Origin of the sequence: Haloterrigena sp. H1 (assembly GCF_005938085.1) — an archaeon.
Classification (GTDB): Archaea; Halobacteriota; Halobacteria; order Halobacteriales; family Natrialbaceae; genus Natrinema.
In genome coordinates this window covers 1,049,905-1,064,766 of record NZ_SMZK01000001.1, presented here as the reverse complement: position 1 = coordinate 1,064,766, position 14,862 = coordinate 1,049,905, and the positions used below count along the sequence as shown (strand labels likewise).

Here is a 14,862-nt window from a genome sequence, read left to right as displayed (position 1 = left end):
GCAGTGTGTTAAGCGTATGGCGTGTTCCGCCCATCGGAGAGCGAGCGGTCAGTGCATCGAGATCGCCGGTGACGACCGGCTCGAGGCGAACACCGCGAGCAGGTAGCAGGCGATAGCGACGACGACGATCGAGCCACCGGTGGGCAGGCTCTGTGAGATCGAGAGGACGAACCCGCCGATGACGGCCACCTGGCCGAAGAGGATCGAGAGGTAGATCGTCTCCCGGAAGCTCTGTGCGAGCTGGGTCGCAGCGGCGACGGGGACGACCAGCATCGCGGCGACGAGGATGACGCCGAGGATCTGCATCGCGCCGACGACGACGACGGCCGTCATCACGATCAGCAGGGTGTTGTACCACGTGACGTTGAGCCGTGCGACGCGGGCGGCCTGCTCGTCGAACGTGATAAAGAGCAGTTGCTTGTAGGTCGCGACGGTGACGGCGACGACGACCACGCTGATGACGGCCATCAGCCGCGCACCCGAGGGGGTAACGACCGAGATGCTGCCAAAGATAAAGTCCTGGACGTTGATGCCGGTCATCCCGCGGCCGTAGCTGATGATCAGCGTGCCGACGGCGAAGCTCCCGGTCAGCATGATCGCGATCGGCACGTCGCCGTAGGTGTCGGTTCGCTCGGCGAGCCACTGGACCGCGAGTGCGCCCAGCACCCCGACGACGAGCGCGACGACCATTAGTGAGCCGTCCCAGCCGGTGATCGAACTCACCAGCAGGCCGACCGCGACGCCGGCGAAGGCCGTATGCGCCAACGTCTCGCCGATCAGGGCCATCTCGCGGTGGACGAGGTAGGTACCGACCAGCGGCGCGACGACGCCGATCAGGATCCCCGTCGCGATCGAGCGCCACATGAACGGATGATAGAAGACGTTCGTCCCGAGGTAGTGATCGGCCCACCAGCCCGCGATCCGGAGCTGTTCGTACAACGTTCCGACGATCGTGACTTGGCGCAACGCGTCGATCGCCAGCAGCACGACCATCGCCACTGCGAGAACGGCAGTCACGGCGATCCCGACGTGCTCGAGCCGTCGCCGGAAGGAACGTCGCTGCGTCATCGGTTCAGTGGTGGTGATGGACAACCTGGCCCGTCGCGCCGTAGGCCTCGGTCAGGGCATCGCTTTCGACGAACGATTCGGTATCGCCGTGGTGGTACAGCTCCGTGTTGATACAGGCGATTCGGTTCGCCCGATCCGTGACGACGCCGATGTCGTGTTCGATCAGGATGATCGTGATCCCGTCGTCGTTGAGCGACTCGAGCAACTGGTAGAACGCGTCTCGAGATTCGGCGTCGACGCCGACGGTCGGCTCGTCGAGTGCCAGCAGGTCGGCCTCGGAAGCCAGCGCGCGGGCGATGTAGGCCCGCTGGCGCTGGCCCCCGGAAAGCTGGTTGACCTGCCGATCCGCGAGGTCGGTAATGTCGACGGTTTCGAGTGCGTCGTCGACGATCGCACGATCGTCGGCGGTCAGCCGGCCGTGGCCCGCGTGGGCGAACCGACCCATCGTCACCGCTTCGCGGACAGTGACCGGCATCGAACCGCCGCCACTGGTGGCCTGCTGGGAGACGTAGCCGATGCGCTCGCCGTCGTCGAACGCCGAGACGGGTTCACCGAACAGTTCGATCGTGCCGCTGTCGGGCGTGCGCAATCCGAGCATGAGGTGCAACAGCGTAGTCTTGCCCGAGCCGTTGGGGCCGATCAGGCCCAGAAAGTCCCCCTCATCGACCCGCAGCGTGACGTCCTTGACCGCAGGCTGTTCGCCGTAGGCAAACGTCACGTTCTCGAGCGCGACGACGGTCACTGTGCGTCTAGTACCTCTCTGAACGCGGGGATGTTTAGCTCTTCCATTTGCTCGACATAGCCCCAGCCCTCGTCCTGCCAGCTCGTGAGCGTCCCCGAGAGGTGTGTGATCGGCATCGCATCGGTCGCGGCGCTCTCCTCGAGGATCGTCTCGACGAGTGGGTATGCGCCGTCGGGATCCTCGAAGGGATCGTAGAGAACCGTCTCGATGCCCTCCGAATCGACGAGTTCGATCGTCTCGGAAATGTCGTTAGCACTCGGCTCTTCCTGCGGGGAGACGCCGACCGGCGTATGAATATCGAACCCGTAGCGGTCCTGTAGATAAGTAAACGAGTCGTGGCCGGCGAAGACAGCGACATGTTGATCTGCCGTCTCGAGCAGATCCGTGAACTGCTGGTCTATAGACTCGAGGTCGGTCGTATACGATGCGGCGTTCTCCTCGTAGGTCTCGGCGTTGTCCGGGTCGGCGTCGGCCAGTCCCGAGGCGATGGTGTCGACGACCTCCTGTGCAAGCACGGGATCGAGCCAGACGTGTGGATCGATCGAGGATTCGTCGTGGGTCTCGTCGCCGTGTTCGGTCTCGCTCTCGTGGTCGTGACCATCGGCGGTGGCCTCGTGGCCCCAGCCCAGCAGCTGGTCGTCGAGACCCTCGAGCCCATCGATTACGGCGACGGTGTCGTAGTCGGACTCGAGCGTCGCTGCGACGTCCTGTGCCCACGAGAACGCGGGCGTATCGATGTAGACGAAGACACCGGCGTCGGCGATGTCCCGGGTGAGGTCGCCGCTTGGCGACCAGCCGTGGCCGGCCTGTCCGGTCCCGACCGGGTTCTCGAAGTCGATCGCGTCGCCGCTGACCTGCTCGGCCCAGTCCCACAGGGTAAAGAAGGCGGCGTAGCCGGCATCGAGATTCGCGTCGGCCGCGCTGATGTCGTCGAGACAGCCGGCGACAGTGCTCGCAGTGAGTGCACCGGCACCCGACTTCAGCAGCGTCCGTCGTGTCAGCTCCATACTCGAGGCTAGTACTCGCCGAGTATAAGTATTATTATCTGGAGAGTGTGTTTTGTTAATTCTCGCCTTTAGCGTCGAAGTCTGTTAATAACTGCTGCCCATATAGCGAGCCGAGTTGTTATGCTGCGGCTCGTCACTTAGAGGCAAGCCAGTTCCGGCAAGAGAGTGAGGAAGCCAGCGCGACGGCCCTATTCGAGCGAGACCGCGAGTCGCGTTCCATCGAGCCGCCGGTACGACGGGGAACGATCCGGAGACGGGTCACGAACCACCTCGAACGCGTCAAATCGGATCACGAGCCGACCGGGATCGATCGTCGCCCGGAGCATGGGGCCGCGGCTAGTCACGACGACGTAAGGTGGTGCGGGAACGGGGGTCGCCCGGAGTTCGTACCCGGTCGCATCGACTGAATCGGCGAGCACTCTCGACAGCGCCTCGAGAACCCCGGCCTCTGCGAGCGCCCGGTGGAGCCCGTCCGCAACCGCCTCGCTGTCGGTCGTTCGCGCGGTATCCCAGCGGGCGGCGACCGCGTCGGCACAGGCGTCGATCCCGTCGACGATCGACGGGTGGTCCGTCCGGATCCGACGCCGCACGTCACGGACTGGGTGGGACATGAATTCCGGTGGAACGGGAACGCACTAAGGCGTCACGACTCGAGTCGGCGCGTCGCGCTAGTCGCGATGCGTCTCGAGGACACCGACGTTCAGCGTCCGAACCCGCGTCAGGACGCCGCGGAGTCGGCGTCGCCACGATCCTCGCTGCGACGCGAGTTCGTGTCGGAGCCGCTCGTTTTCGTCCTCGAGGGCCCGAGTTTCCGATTCGAGGTCGCCGAGTTGCGCTTCGAGCGTTTCGACCCGGTCCTCGAGCCGGTACCGACGGCTGCGCTGTGCTGCGCGGTCGTTTCGCAACTGATCGCGTTCGCGCCGGAGGCCGATCAGCTGGGCCTCGAGATGCTCGCGCTCGCGGCGGTCCGGTGCGACGACTGAGGGACGTTCCGTGCCGTCGGTCGCCGTCCCGCCGGCGTCGAGCTCGAGATGCCCCGAGTGGGTCGCGTTGACGACAACGCCGACGAGCAGGATCAGGCCACCGAAGTACAGCCAGGTCAGCAGGAGGAGGATCGCGCCGATCGGGCCCGCCGAGTCGGAGCTACCCGCAAACGCGACGTAGACCTGAAACAGCGACTGCAGCGCCGCCCAGCCGACGGCGGCGACGACGACGCCCGGCAGCACCTCCCGAACGGAGACGTCGATGTCGGGGAAGAAGTAGTACATCGGGAGGAAGGCGATCGTCAGTCCGACCACGAGCAACAGCGGATTCAACAATCCAATGAAGGGGATACTCGGGAAGAACGCGAACACGACGGTCGCCAATGCCGCAGCGACCAGCGCGACGGCGATCGTCGTGAAGACGACGGCCCCGTCGCGGAGTTGGTCGCCCAGGGAGTTCTCCGCGGTCGACGCGTAGATCTCCGAGAAGGCGGTGTCCAGCCCCCGGAAAATCTTCAGCGATCCCCAGACGAGCGCAACGAGTCCGATGAGGGAGGTGCCGACGCTGCCGGTATCACCTTCGACCCCGTTCTCGAGCATGACCTGGCCGCTCTCGGGCAGGAACCCCTCGGTCATGGCCGAGACCTGGTCGGCGAGTGCCTGATCGCCGACGAACGACACCAGAAAGAACAGCAGCACGAGTAACGGAATTAACGAGACGAACGCCTGATAGGCGATGCTAGCTGCCATGAACGTCACGTTCTTCTCCTGAATTCCGTTGACGACCGACTTCGCGAAGGGAACGGCGCTGCGGACGGTGCTAGCCATACCGCTGGTCCGTCACAGGGCCTGATAGCGGCCCGGCTTGCAGCCACGCGCCCCGTTTGGCTGGTCCCGAGCCGAGACGGGCAACTCACTCCGCCTCGAGCAACGTCTCCACTGCATCGCGGGTCGGGAGCGCGGCCATCGCGCCCCGAGCGGTGGTCGCCGTCGCCGCGACCGCGTTCGCAAACGCCACCGCGTCCGCGAGCGTGTGGCCGTCTCGCAACGCGGCGATCGCTCCGGCGACGAACGCATCGCCAGCCCCTGTGGTGTCGACCGTCTCGACCGCGAACCCGGAGTGAGAAACCGTGTCCGCGGGCCAGGGTGCGTCGTCATCGGCGACGGCGATGGCACCCTCGCTCCCCCGTGTTACGAAGACGGTGTGAGTCTGGGCCGCGCCGTCGCTGATCACCGCTCGAGCGACGGCGGTCGGTGACTCGCCCGTTGTGCCCAGCAACTCGAGTTCGGCCGCCGTCGCGAAACAGACGTCGACGTGGGCGAGCGCGTCGGTCGCGACGCTCGCGAACGTCTCCTCGTCGGGCCACAGTTCGGGCCGCCAGTTCGGATCGAACGACGTCGTACAGTCCGCGGCGGCGGCCCGCTCGAGCAAGTCCAGCGTCGCCGCACGCGACGACCCACTCGCAAGGGTCACGCCGCCGGCGTGGACCCACTCGCAGTCGGCCAGCGTCTCGTCGTCGATTCGACCGGGCTCGAGGCGCGTGTCAGCCGTGCCGTCGCGGTAGAACGTAAACTCACGGTCGCCGGTCTCGTCGTGGGTGACGAACGCGAGCGTCGTCTTCGCCCCGGTATCGCGGGTGACGAACTGGTCGGGGAGGCCGTAGTCGGCGAGTATCCGTTCGAGGTAGCGACCGAACGGGTCTGCCCCGACGCGGGTCCAGAACAGCGGCGGCTCGTCGAGTCTGGCGAGCGCGACGGCGACGTTCGCGGGCGCACCGCCAGGACGGCGCTCGAAGCCGGCGACATCCTCGAGCGGGCCAGGCTGGTCGGGAACCCAGTCGATCAGCGTTTCGCCGGCGACGAGCACGTCGTGGGCCATATCTCGTCTACAATGCCGCGACAGTAGTCCGTTCGGTGTCGAACGGCGTGATTCGACGTCGAACTGTCATGGAAACGATCAAATTGAATGGGTTTCGAACTACTAGGAATTATGAGCGATATTCATCGGCGGACACTACTCGCGATGGGAGCAACCGGCCTCGTCGGCAGTGGAGCGGGCTGTCTAAACGACGACTCCGAGTCCGACAAGTGCAACTCGAGCATCTGGAACAGTGATCTCTCCCCGGCGGCGCAATGGATCCCGACCTCGGCAGGATCGGACTGGTTCTTCAAATACACGGATCTCGAGACCGTCCGAAGCCACGAGGACGGTCTTTTGGAAGACACGATCGACGAAATCCCGGTCGCGCCGTCCGGTGCTGGCGGGCGGATCGTCGGGCGACTGGACACCGAGCCGACGTTCGAGTACATCCTCGAGTTCGGGCCGGAAGGTCAGAGTGGTCACTACGTGATGCGCGGAACGTTCGACCTCGCCGGACTCGACGTAGGCGACCCAACCGACGAAGTCGGGGAGTTCGAGGTCTTCGACGCGGCGGGTGAATCGGTCGCCGCCTCGAGCGACACGCTGGTCGTCATCGATCCCGAGGTCGGTAGCATCGACGACGTGCTGGCGGCGGGACTCGACGGGACGGACCGGCGAGTCGACGGCGATGGACCGTTCGAGACGGTACTCGAGCAGTTGGGTGACGACACGCTCGGTTTCGGGGTCGTCCCCGAATCGTCCGACGGAGTCGCGGTCGGAAACTCGTGGGCAATCGACTCCGAGACGACGACGTACACGCAAGTCATGACCGGCGCGGACTCGTCCGAGTTGAACGAAGACCAGCTGGAGTCGGAACTGGCCACCGAGTCGCCCTTCGATCGATTAGATGCGTTTTCTATCGACATCGAGGACGACACCGTCATCGCGACCGGAAGCGTGCCGACGACCGACTTCCGATATACCGATTCCATCTCGAAAACCCAAGCCGGCACCGGTAGGCCGGTGCGGGCGAGTATCTCCATCGCCGTGGAGACGGCAGCACAGTCGGTCACTGTCGTGCTCGCGTCGGTGGAAACTGGCGCTCACGTCGAGGTCCGTGACGGTGACGGAACGCAGGCAACGTTGACCGAGCGCGGCGAGGAGGTGACACTCGAGTACGAGGTCGGAGAGACCGAGACCATCTCCGTGGTCGTCGTCGAAGGCGATCAAGAGTCGGTTATCACGACCGAAACGGTCGAGTTCTGAACGGCCACCGCGATCGCGAATCTACAGGACGATACTCTTCTTGCGCATCATCGCGTGGATCGAGGCGTCGAGACCCTCGCGGCCGATGCCCGAATCTTTGTTGCCGCCGAAGGGGACGTCACCGAGGCCGTGGCTTGGCGCACCGTTGATGCGGACCGCACCGGCGTCGATACGCTCGGCCATCCGCATCGCGCGCTTGTAATCGCTGGTGAAGACGGCAGCGTCGAGCGCGAGATCAGAGCCGTTGGCGATCTCGAGAGCCTCCGCTTCGTCTTCGAAGGTGGTGATCGCCGCGATGGGGCCGAACTGCTCTTCGTCGACGAGGCGAGCATCGTGTGGAACGTTCGCGAGCAACGTCGGCTCGAAGAACTGATCGGCGAGTTCGTCCGGGACGCCCTCGGGTGCGCGGCGTTTACCACCGCGGACGAGATCGGCACCTTTCTCGAGGGCGTCGTCGACGAGTTCTTCGACCCAGTCGGCCTGCTCCTCGCTGATGAGCGGGCCGAACGCGGTGTTCTCGTCGAAGAGATCGCCAGCCTGCCAGGCGTCCATCTGGCCGTCGAGTATGTCGACGAGGTCGTCGTGGACCGACTCGTGAGCGAGCACGCGCGAGATGGCCGAGCAGCGCTGACCGGCGTACTTGAACGAGCCCTTGGCACAGTTGCCCGCGACATCCGTGAGGTCGGCGTCGTCGAAGACGATCGCTGGGGCGTTCCCACCCAGTTCCATGTGCAGGTTGACCATGCCGCTCTCGCGGGCGACGTGTTTGCCCGCCCCCGAGGAGCCGGTCATGGCGATCGCGTTGATGCGGTCGTCGCCGGCAAGCACGTCGCCGATCTCGCTTGCTTCCCCCGGCACGAAGTTGAACGCGCCGTCCGGCATCCCGTCGATGTCAGCGATGACGTCGGCGAGGATCGCCGCCGAAATCGGCGTTTTGCTCGCGGGCTTGAGCAGGACGCTGTTTCCCGCCGCGATCGCGGGCGCGACCTGCAGCGCCGTCGTCGCAAGCGGGTAGTTGTACGGCGTGATACAGAGGACGGCACCGATCGGCTCGTGCTTGACGATTGCCTGCCAGCCCTCGTGGCCCGCCGTCGATCCCTCGCGATATTCGCCTTTGCTGACGATGTTGCGCGCCTCCTCGGCCGCCCGGTCGAACCGTTCGGCTGCCTGCTCGACCTCGCCGCGAGCCGACGAGATCGGTTTGCCGGCCTCGCGGACGATGACCTCCGCGAGTTCCTCCTCGCGCTCGCGGAGTCCCTCGGCGATCGACTCACACCACGTCGCGCGCTCGACGACCGTCGTCTCCCGCAGCGTCGGCTTGATTTCGTGAGCGGCCGCGAGCGCAGCCCGTGCCTCGGTCGGTCCCGCTGCGGCGACCTGTGCGAACTCTCCACCCTCGGCGAGGTCCGAGACCGATACTACGTTCTCGGTCTCGAGCCACTCGCCGTCGACGTAGATCCGCTCTCGCCGCTGTGCGATTCTGGTTGCCATATTACTCCCTTGGACTCCCTCACTGAAAATGTTTACTCAGTCTCGAAAAAACAAATACTATATTGACAGTGTCAGTCAGTAACATGATTGGCGAATCACGGGGCGACTGGATCTATATATGTCGGAAATTATCTTTAGGTCTACCAAAGAAAAGTTTCCTCATGGAGGGGTTTTAAGTGGATCGCGGCGCTACCAATAGATACGATGAGCACTCAAAAGACCGTCCGCCAGTCGGCTGACAGTGTCGAGGAGAACAGTCTTCGCCTCGAGCAGGAGAAGGCTGAACAGATCGTCGACGCGCTGAACACGGAGCTGGCCAATTCGTACGTGCTCTACCACCAGCTGAAGAAACACCACTGGGTGGTCGAGGGCGCAGAGTTCCTTCCGCTGCACGAATTCCTCGAAGAGGCGTACGAACACGTCGAGGAAGGCGCAGACGAAATCGCCGAGCGCGCACAGGCGCTCGGTGGTGTCCCCGTGTCGGGTCCAACAAACCAGGAAGAACGCGCCACCGTCGAGTTCGAGGGCGAGGACGTCTACGACGTCCGCACGATGTTCGAACACGACCTCGAGATGTACGGTGACATCATCGAATCGATGCGCGACAGCATCGAACTCACGGAGAACTTGGGCGACCACGCGACTGCCGAAATCCTGCGCGAGATCCTCGTGACGCTCGAGGAAGACGGCCACCACTTCGAACATTACCTCGAAGACGACACGCTGGTGCTCGAGGACGCGACGCACTGAGCACAGCCCTTACAGCAACCGGCTCATACGGTCCGACGGTGCGTCGGCGGCTGCCAGAGCGGAGGGCCGAAAGCGGAGACGGCTTTTTCACCGAGGACGATCAGAAGCGAAGCGTCGTTTGCGATCGGGACGGGTGCATCACTACCAACGAGTCACACCGATCGCATGACGGCCCAGCGATCGACTGTGCAGTGGCCGACAGTCACTCCTGACGAGGCTCTCGTCGTCCCGAACGATAGCGAAATTAGGGCTCGAGGTCGACGATGAGATCCGTCGCGATCCAGCCGTCGCTGTTGTTTCGTTCGGTAAAAACGACCTTTCCGGGGCGGGTCTCGTGGCTCGTCACGGCCACTGCCGGCTCCTCAACTTCGGGGGTATCGTCTGCGTCTATGTCTTCCCTGCGAGCGGGCACGTCCATCACGATGAGTTAGGTGAGCCTAAATCTAAAAAGGTTTTGGTCGGCCTAAGACATGCTGCTGGACAACGACATCCGGTGACTGGTCTTCTATTCGGTGGTTTCGCCTGTTGATGTGCATCACGCGAAGATAGTACCTTTTTTCGTACCGGAGCGATTTCATCGTCATATGAGTTCACACGAGAACAGGTCACAGGGGCCAATGGATCGGCGCGGTCGGAATCTGGTCGCCCACCTGTTCGACGTTGATATCGAACGCATCGAATCACTGAGCTGGTCGCTTGGCAACCAAATCATCGCCGAGGGGGACACAGACCAGCGCTTTCGATTCGATCACCAGCGGTCCACCCGGACAGTGACTGCGTTCGAGGTAACCGACTATACGTGCGTGCTCCGGCTGCGGACTCCGGTCGGTCGCGAGAAGTTTTACGGGATTGCACGCGCCGATCTCGAGCCCGATCCGATCGCCGCTGACTGGGTTCGGACGGCGTGAGCCACGCCGAATCAGGTCCCACAGAGCGATCTCACGAGTATAGTAGCCACTGAACGTCAGTGCAACCTGATCGCACGACAGCTGTGCGATCAGTGTGTCACTCGTTTCAGTTGTTACTATAGCTTCATTGAGCTTGGTGCGAAACGACCGCACATGGAGTACGACGTCGTTCAGGGTGACATTGCTGCACAGTCAGCCGACGCGCTCGTCAACGCCGCCGGCACGAGCCTTCGGATGGGCTCTGGCGTCGCCGGCGCGCTCCGACGTGGCGCGGGCGGAGAGATCAACGAGGACGCGATGGCGAAGGGGCCGGTCGACCTCGGCGACGTCGCGGTCACCGACGCCTACGACCTCGACGCCGAGTACGTCATCCACGCGGCCGCGATGCCCCACTACGGTGACGGTCAGGCGACCGCCGAAAGCATTCGGAACGCGACCGAAAACAGCCTCGCGGAAGCCGACGAACTCGGCTGTCGCTCACTCGTGATTCCCGCGCTCGGCTGTGGCGTGGCCGGCTTCGATCTCACGGAGGGAGCGGCGATCATCGGCGGCGTGATCGACGACTACGACCCGGACACGCTCGAGGACGTTCGCCTGATCGCCTACAGCAAAGCGGAGTACGACGCGATACGGGCGGCGACAGCGCCGAATCAGTAACAAGGCAGTCTCGAGCCCACTCGCGGTAACTGGCGAATCGCTCGAGCAGGTTTTGAGAAACGGTGGTAGTTTTTCCACGAGGCAGGTTCAATCGTCACCTGAAGAATGTACGATACGATCCTGATTCCGACCGACGGGAGCGAACAGGCCGAGCGCGGCATCGACCATGGACTCGATCTCGCCGCTCAATACGACGCAACGGTGCTGTGTCTCTACGTCGTCGACGAGCGTCGATACGGCAGACCGCCGGCGCTTGGCACTGTCGAGGTCGACCACGAGAAACATGAAGATGAGGCCATCGAACTGCTCAAAGCGATCGAAGCCCGCGGTCGTGACCGTGGCGTCGAAGTCGAACACGAGTGTCGACGCGGCAACCCGTGGGACGAGATCGTCACCCTCGCAGAGCGCGAAGACGCCGATCTGATCGTCATGGGGCGGCGTGGGGAGACCGACGACCGGCGAACACCGCTTGGAAGCGTCACCGAACAGGTTATGCGCCAGACGGAAATTCCCGTCCAGGCGGTCTGATCGAACTGAAAGCGATCGATCCCCTGGTTCAGGACAGCGAGAGGCCGCGAATCTCGACCGAGTCGCCGTCTTCGACGTGGCCGATAACCTGTCCGTCGGTGTCAGCGACGAGGTCTTCGGCACGGTCCTCGGGCAGCGCGACGGCGAAGCCGGTCCCCATGTTGAACGTCCGGTGCATCTCTTCGTCCGTGACGTTACCTTCCTCCTGAATGAACTCGAAGATCGGCTGTGCCGGCAGCGGGTCGTCGATCACGTACTCGTACTCGCCCATCCGCAGCAGATTCGTCCAGCCACCGCCCGTGACGTGGGCTGCCGCGTGGACGCCGTGCTCGCGCATCGGCTCGAGCAAATCCGTGTAGAGTCGCGTCGGTCGCAGCAGTTCCTCGCCGATCGACCGGTCGGCATCGTGTGGGAACGGGTCAGTGTACTCGTGGTTGCGCGTAACGGCTTCGCGAGCGAGCGTGAGGCCGTTCGAGTGAACGCCGTTCGAGGCGAAGCCGACGAGGACGTCACCGACCTGTGTCTCGCCTGAGAGGATCTCGTCTTTGGCGGCGAGACCGGCACAGGTCCCCGCGAGGTCGAAGCCGTTGATCACGTCGGGCATGACGGCTGTCTCGCCGCCGAGCAGGGTCATGCCGGATTCCTCGAGGCCGACGGCGAGCCCTTCGCCGATCTCGTTCGTGAGGTCGTCGTCGGGTTCGTCGATCGCGAGGTAGTCGACGAACGCGACGGGTTCGACGCCCGCTGCGACGAGGTCGTTGACGTTCATCGCGATGCAGTCGATCCCGATCGTCGAGAAGTCCTCGATGGCCTCGGCGACCATGAGCTTCGTGCCGACGCCGTCGGTCGCCAGCGCTAGATACCGGTCGCCGATATCGATCAGGCCGGCGTACTCGGTGGTCAGGTCGCTGCCGAAGGCCTCGAGCAAGGCCGCAGTCGCGTCTTCACTTGCCTCGATGTCGACGCCGGTTTCGGCGTAGGTGAGTCGATCCGCATCGGTTCCCTCGTCGTCCGTGTCGGTCATACTCGAAGGACCTCTCGGGGCGAGCAAAAGGTCACCGGTCCGGCGGAGCCACCGCGGTTGGCGACGACCGCTTGTGGGGCTCAGAAGAGCCCGACGAAGAAGAGAACGTAGCCCGCAAGCAGGACGCTCGGGACGAACACCAGCACGAAGACGCCCTTGTGCCACTTGAGGACGGATTTCCCGTCCAGCGGGCCGAAGGGGATCATGTTGAACGCGGCCAGAAAGAGGTTGATCCCGACCCCCATCTGCCCGATCGCCGTAAGCAGGGCCGGCAGGAAGCCGGGCGTCGCAGCGAACATCAGCAACGGGACGAAGAGAGCGGCGAGCAGGAGATTCGTCACTGGGCCGGCGACCGCGATCAGCCCGTTCTCCCGCGTCGTGATCTGGCCCCGGTGGTAGACGGCCCCGGGTGCGGCAAAGAGGAAGCCGACGACGGCACCGACGAGCGCCAGAAAGAGCATCTGGTAGTCCGCGCGGAACTCTGCTATCTGGCCGTGTTCGATCGCGACGACCTTGTGTGCGAGTTCGTGCAGCAGGAAGCCGACGCCGACGGTCACGAAGCTGATGCCGACCGAGATGGTGAACTCCTCGAGACTGGCGAGCCCGCGGTGAAACGGCGCGCGGATCAGCGCGAACGCCACGCTGAGCGCGATCCAGGCCACGGCGAGATCCCGTAGCTCCCTGTCGCTGAACGTCAGGTCTTGCTCTTGGGCGTGAGTCGTCCGGTGGCTCATTAGAGGAATCCTCGCAGTAACTCGAGACTGTTTCTCGCTCCTTGCAGGAGCTGTCCCATCAGGGCGTCGACGCCGCCGATCTCGGGTGCCAGCCACGGCAACACCACGAACGGGAACAGGAACGTCGCGATCATGCTCCCGACGTTCGTCAGCGCGACGATCATGATCAGCCGAAACAGTGGGACGTCGAACATCGCTGAAAGGGCCTCGTCGACCGGACGGTCAGTGTCGTCGACGATCTCGTTTAGCGTCTGGATGTCCCGGACGTTGACCGGTCGGTGCCTGAGTTCGACGTAGCCGGCGAACCAGCCCGGCGCGAGCAGCGGATTGATACTCGTCAGCCAGGCGATCGCACCGCCGACGCCCGCGCTGGTCCAGCGCGCGCCGGCCAGTCGCGCCAGCCCAAAGGCGAAGACCCCGTTGAACAGGAACCAGGCGACGAACAGCTTCAGCAAGAACATGTTTCTGACACCCGCCATGATCAGCAGGAAGAAGAAGGCCAGAAAGCCCACCATGATCAGGTAGCCACCTATCTTCAGCGGCGAAAACCGGCGGCTCGAGGCGGTGCCCGAGATCGACTCGAGCGACGGGAGCCCCCCTGGGTTTCGCAGGTGGTGTTCGATGCCGGCTTTGTGGCCGGCACCGACGACGGCGAGGACGTCGTACCCCTGCTCGCGCAGATCGTGGAGGTTGTGTGCGATGTAGGCGTCACGTTCGTCGATCAGGGCGTTTGCGCCGCCCGGACTGAACTGGCGAAACTCCTCCATCATCGCGTCGACGACGTCGCCGTCGGTCATCTCCTCGATGGCGATCTCGTCGACATCCTCGACGTCAGCGCCGAACGCGTCGAGGACGAATCCGAGGGCGGCACCGACCGTCACGCCGACGCCGAGTCCAGCGAGGGTACCGGCCGCGCCGCGGACCGCGTAGACACCGACGTTCTCGACAGCCGCAGCCGAGAACGGCCCGGCGAACGTGTCGGTCGCGACCATGGCGAGCCCGCCGCCGAGGCCGAGGACGACCCCGGCAAGGATTCGTATCGAGAATCCCGAGAGATAGCCACCGGTGTACCGGCCTGCAGACTCGAGAGAGGGAAGCGCCGCGAGGCCGACGAACGCACCGACGAGCGCGCCGATCGCGCTGCCGCCGGCATACTGCAGCAGCGTGGGGTCGGACAGCCCGACCAACAACAGCTCACCGACGCCGAGCAGCGGAGCGAGAAACGCGCCGATAACGAGCCCGGCGAGCGCACCACTGACGACACCGAACGTGAGTCCGAGGGTTCGTGGCTCGGTGATCCCGAGTGCGAGCCCACCGACCATCTTCAGCTTCTCGACCCCGGAAAGCCGGCTCCAGAATCGCTGGATCGTCACCTGAATGTCGCGGTCGACCAGCGCGACGCCGCTGCCGTTTGCCTCGGCGGCCTCGATGGCGGCTCGCATGTCAGCACCGGGCTCGATGTCGAACTGGTCGCCCAGCCGCGACTGGACGTACGACAGCATCCAGTAGGCCAGAAACTGGAAGACGGTGTTGCCAGACAGGAGATCCTCCGCTTCGATGTCGTCGGGTGTCCCACCCTGCATCTGACGGTAGCGCCCCTCGTCGAGTTCGACGGCGACGATGTCGGGGTCCTCCTGGTCGATCGTTTCGCGCACTTCGTCGACGCTCGCTTGCGAGACGTGTGCTGTCCCGAGGACTTCGACGGAGCCGCCGTTGCCATCGGGTGGTGCTGGCGGCTCCGGCACGTCGGCCTCGCCTGCATCGCTCATTACAGGCTCAAATCGGCGGCGACTTTTACCAGTATCGGACACCGGGTCGAACCTGTCACCGATCGCAATCGTGA

Annotated in this window: 16 protein-coding genes; 5 read left to right on the top strand and 11 right to left on the bottom strand. The window is 64.2% G+C overall.

Annotated elements, in window-relative coordinates; all coding sequences use genetic code 11:
• Nucleotides 1–48 precede the first annotated feature (48 nt).
• The 6 genes from E2L06_RS05415 to E2L06_RS05390 all read right to left on the bottom strand — a co-directional run bounded on the left by E2L06_RS05415 (nucleotide 49) and on the right by E2L06_RS05390 (nucleotide 5,679).
• Complete coding sequence (locus tag E2L06_RS05415; RefSeq protein ID WP_138779341.1) at nucleotides 49–1,068, bottom strand: metal ABC transporter permease; 1,020 nt, start codon at nucleotides 1,066–1,068, stop codon at nucleotides 49–51.
• 4 nt (nucleotides 1,069–1,072) lie between these two features.
• Entirely contained in the window at nucleotides 1,073–1,810 is a 738-nt protein-coding gene (locus tag E2L06_RS05410) for a metal ABC transporter ATP-binding protein (RefSeq protein WP_138779339.1), read from the bottom strand.
• On the bottom strand, nucleotides 1,807–2,817 hold the full coding sequence (locus tag E2L06_RS05405; protein ID WP_138779337.1) for a metal ABC transporter solute-binding protein, Zn/Mn family: 1,011 nt from the start codon (nucleotides 2,815–2,817) through the stop codon (nucleotides 1,807–1,809). The genes E2L06_RS05410 and E2L06_RS05405 overlap by 4 nt, the downstream gene beginning before the upstream one ends.
• Before the next feature lie 188 nt (nucleotides 2,818–3,005).
• A complete protein-coding gene (locus E2L06_RS05400) occupies nucleotides 3,006–3,428 on the bottom strand; it encodes a hypothetical protein (protein WP_138779335.1) in 423 nt (140 codons plus the stop codon).
• A 57-nt stretch (nucleotides 3,429–3,485) separates the two neighbouring features.
• Entirely contained in the window at nucleotides 3,486–4,628 is a 1,143-nt protein-coding gene (locus tag E2L06_RS05395) for a YhjD/YihY/BrkB family envelope integrity protein (RefSeq protein WP_138779333.1), read from the bottom strand.
• 85 nt (nucleotides 4,629–4,713) lie between these two features.
• A complete protein-coding gene (locus tag E2L06_RS05390; RefSeq protein ID WP_138779331.1) occupies nucleotides 4,714–5,679 on the bottom strand; it encodes a carbohydrate kinase in 966 nt (321 codons plus the stop codon).
• Between the two features lie 111 nt (nucleotides 5,680–5,790).
• On the opposite strand from E2L06_RS05390, the gene E2L06_RS05385 reads away from it, so the two are divergent.
• Entirely contained in the window at nucleotides 5,791–6,927 is a 1,137-nt protein-coding gene (locus E2L06_RS05385) for a hypothetical protein (RefSeq protein ID WP_138779329.1), read from the top strand.
• A 21-nt stretch (nucleotides 6,928–6,948) separates the two neighbouring features.
• Here E2L06_RS05385 and E2L06_RS05380 read toward each other — a convergent pair whose 3' ends face one another.
• Complete coding sequence (locus tag E2L06_RS05380; RefSeq protein WP_138779327.1) at nucleotides 6,949–8,418, bottom strand: aldehyde dehydrogenase; 1,470 nt, start codon at nucleotides 8,416–8,418, stop codon at nucleotides 6,949–6,951.
• 204 nt (nucleotides 8,419–8,622) lie between these two features.
• Between E2L06_RS05380 and dpsA the strand changes: the two genes are divergently transcribed.
• Complete coding sequence (gene dpsA, locus E2L06_RS05375) at nucleotides 8,623–9,168, top strand: DNA starvation/stationary phase protection protein DpsA (protein ID WP_138779325.1); 546 nt, start codon at nucleotides 8,623–8,625, stop codon at nucleotides 9,166–9,168.
• Nucleotides 9,169–9,412: 244 nt separating this feature from the next.
• Here the strand turns inward: dpsA and E2L06_RS21745 are convergent, their stop codons facing one another.
• Nucleotides 9,413–9,586, bottom strand: coding sequence for a hypothetical protein (locus E2L06_RS21745; RefSeq protein WP_171052315.1), 174 nt, complete (start codon nucleotides 9,584–9,586; stop codon nucleotides 9,413–9,415).
• Between the two features lie 166 nt (nucleotides 9,587–9,752).
• On the opposite strand from E2L06_RS21745, the gene E2L06_RS05370 reads away from it, so the two are divergent.
• From E2L06_RS05370 to E2L06_RS05360, 3 genes are all read left to right on the top strand, one after another.
• Nucleotides 9,753–10,076, top strand: coding sequence for a hypothetical protein (locus tag E2L06_RS05370; RefSeq protein WP_138779323.1), 324 nt, complete (start codon nucleotides 9,753–9,755; stop codon nucleotides 10,074–10,076).
• A 153-nt stretch (nucleotides 10,077–10,229) separates the two neighbouring features.
• On the top strand, nucleotides 10,230–10,733 hold the full coding sequence (locus E2L06_RS05365) for a macro domain-containing protein (RefSeq protein ID WP_138779321.1): 504 nt from the start codon (nucleotides 10,230–10,232) through the stop codon (nucleotides 10,731–10,733).
• Between the two features lie 105 nt (nucleotides 10,734–10,838).
• Nucleotides 10,839–11,261, top strand: coding sequence for a universal stress protein (locus E2L06_RS05360; protein WP_138779319.1), 423 nt, complete (start codon nucleotides 10,839–10,841; stop codon nucleotides 11,259–11,261).
• Nucleotides 11,262–11,289: 28 nt separating this feature from the next.
• On the opposite strand, the gene purM is transcribed toward E2L06_RS05360, so the two are convergent.
• The 3 genes from purM to E2L06_RS05345 form a co-directional block, all read right to left on the bottom strand.
• Nucleotides 11,290–12,285, bottom strand: coding sequence for a phosphoribosylformylglycinamidine cyclo-ligase (gene purM, locus E2L06_RS05355; protein ID WP_138779317.1), 996 nt, complete (start codon nucleotides 12,283–12,285; stop codon nucleotides 11,290–11,292).
• Nucleotides 12,286–12,365: 80 nt separating this feature from the next.
• Complete coding sequence (locus E2L06_RS05350; RefSeq protein ID WP_138779315.1) at nucleotides 12,366–13,019, bottom strand: metalloprotease; 654 nt, start codon at nucleotides 13,017–13,019, stop codon at nucleotides 12,366–12,368.
• Nucleotides 13,019–14,788, bottom strand: a complete 1,770-nt coding sequence (locus E2L06_RS05345; RefSeq protein ID WP_138779314.1) for a TraB/GumN family protein — start codon at nucleotides 14,786–14,788, stop codon at nucleotides 13,019–13,021. The genes E2L06_RS05350 and E2L06_RS05345 overlap by 1 nt, the downstream gene beginning before the upstream one ends.
• Nucleotides 14,789–14,862: the final 74 nt, after the last annotated feature.

Excerpts from the sequence above, each read along its gene's own strand:
- E2L06_RS05415 (WP_138779341.1), bottom strand. The coding sequence starts at position 1,068 with ATGACGCAGCGACGTTCCTTCCGGCGACGGCTCGAGCACGTCGGGATC.
- E2L06_RS05405 (WP_138779337.1), bottom strand. The coding sequence starts at position 2,817 with ATGGAGCTGACACGACGGACGCTGCTGAAGTCGGGTGCCGGTGCACTC.
- E2L06_RS05400 (WP_138779335.1), bottom strand. The coding sequence starts at position 3,428 with ATGTCCCACCCAGTCCGTGACGTGCGGCGTCGGATCCGGACGGACCAC.
- E2L06_RS05395 (WP_138779333.1), bottom strand. The coding sequence starts at position 4,628 with ATGGCTAGCACCGTCCGCAGCGCCGTTCCCTTCGCGAAGTCGGTCGTC.
- E2L06_RS05390 (WP_138779331.1), bottom strand. The coding sequence starts at position 5,679 with ATGGCCCACGACGTGCTCGTCGCCGGCGAAACGCTGATCGACTGGGTT.
- E2L06_RS05385 (WP_138779329.1), top strand. The coding sequence starts at position 5,791 with ATGAGCGATATTCATCGGCGGACACTACTCGCGATGGGAGCAACCGGC.
- E2L06_RS05380 (WP_138779327.1), bottom strand. The coding sequence starts at position 8,418 with ATGGCAACCAGAATCGCACAGCGGCGAGAGCGGATCTACGTCGACGGC.
- dpsA (WP_138779325.1), top strand. The coding sequence starts at position 8,623 with ATGAGCACTCAAAAGACCGTCCGCCAGTCGGCTGACAGTGTCGAGGAG.
- E2L06_RS21745 (WP_171052315.1), bottom strand. The coding sequence starts at position 9,586 with ATGGACGTGCCCGCTCGCAGGGAAGACATAGACGCAGACGATACCCCC.
- E2L06_RS05370 (WP_138779323.1), top strand. The coding sequence starts at position 9,753 with ATGAGTTCACACGAGAACAGGTCACAGGGGCCAATGGATCGGCGCGGT.
- E2L06_RS05365 (WP_138779321.1), top strand. The coding sequence starts at position 10,230 with ATGGAGTACGACGTCGTTCAGGGTGACATTGCTGCACAGTCAGCCGAC.
- E2L06_RS05360 (WP_138779319.1), top strand. The coding sequence starts at position 10,839 with ATGTACGATACGATCCTGATTCCGACCGACGGGAGCGAACAGGCCGAG.
- purM (WP_138779317.1), bottom strand. The coding sequence starts at position 12,285 with ATGACCGACACGGACGACGAGGGAACCGATGCGGATCGACTCACCTAC.
- E2L06_RS05350 (WP_138779315.1), bottom strand. The coding sequence starts at position 13,019 with ATGAGCCACCGGACGACTCACGCCCAAGAGCAAGACCTGACGTTCAGC.
- E2L06_RS05345 (WP_138779314.1), bottom strand. The coding sequence starts at position 14,788 with ATGAGCGATGCAGGCGAGGCCGACGTGCCGGAGCCGCCAGCACCACCC.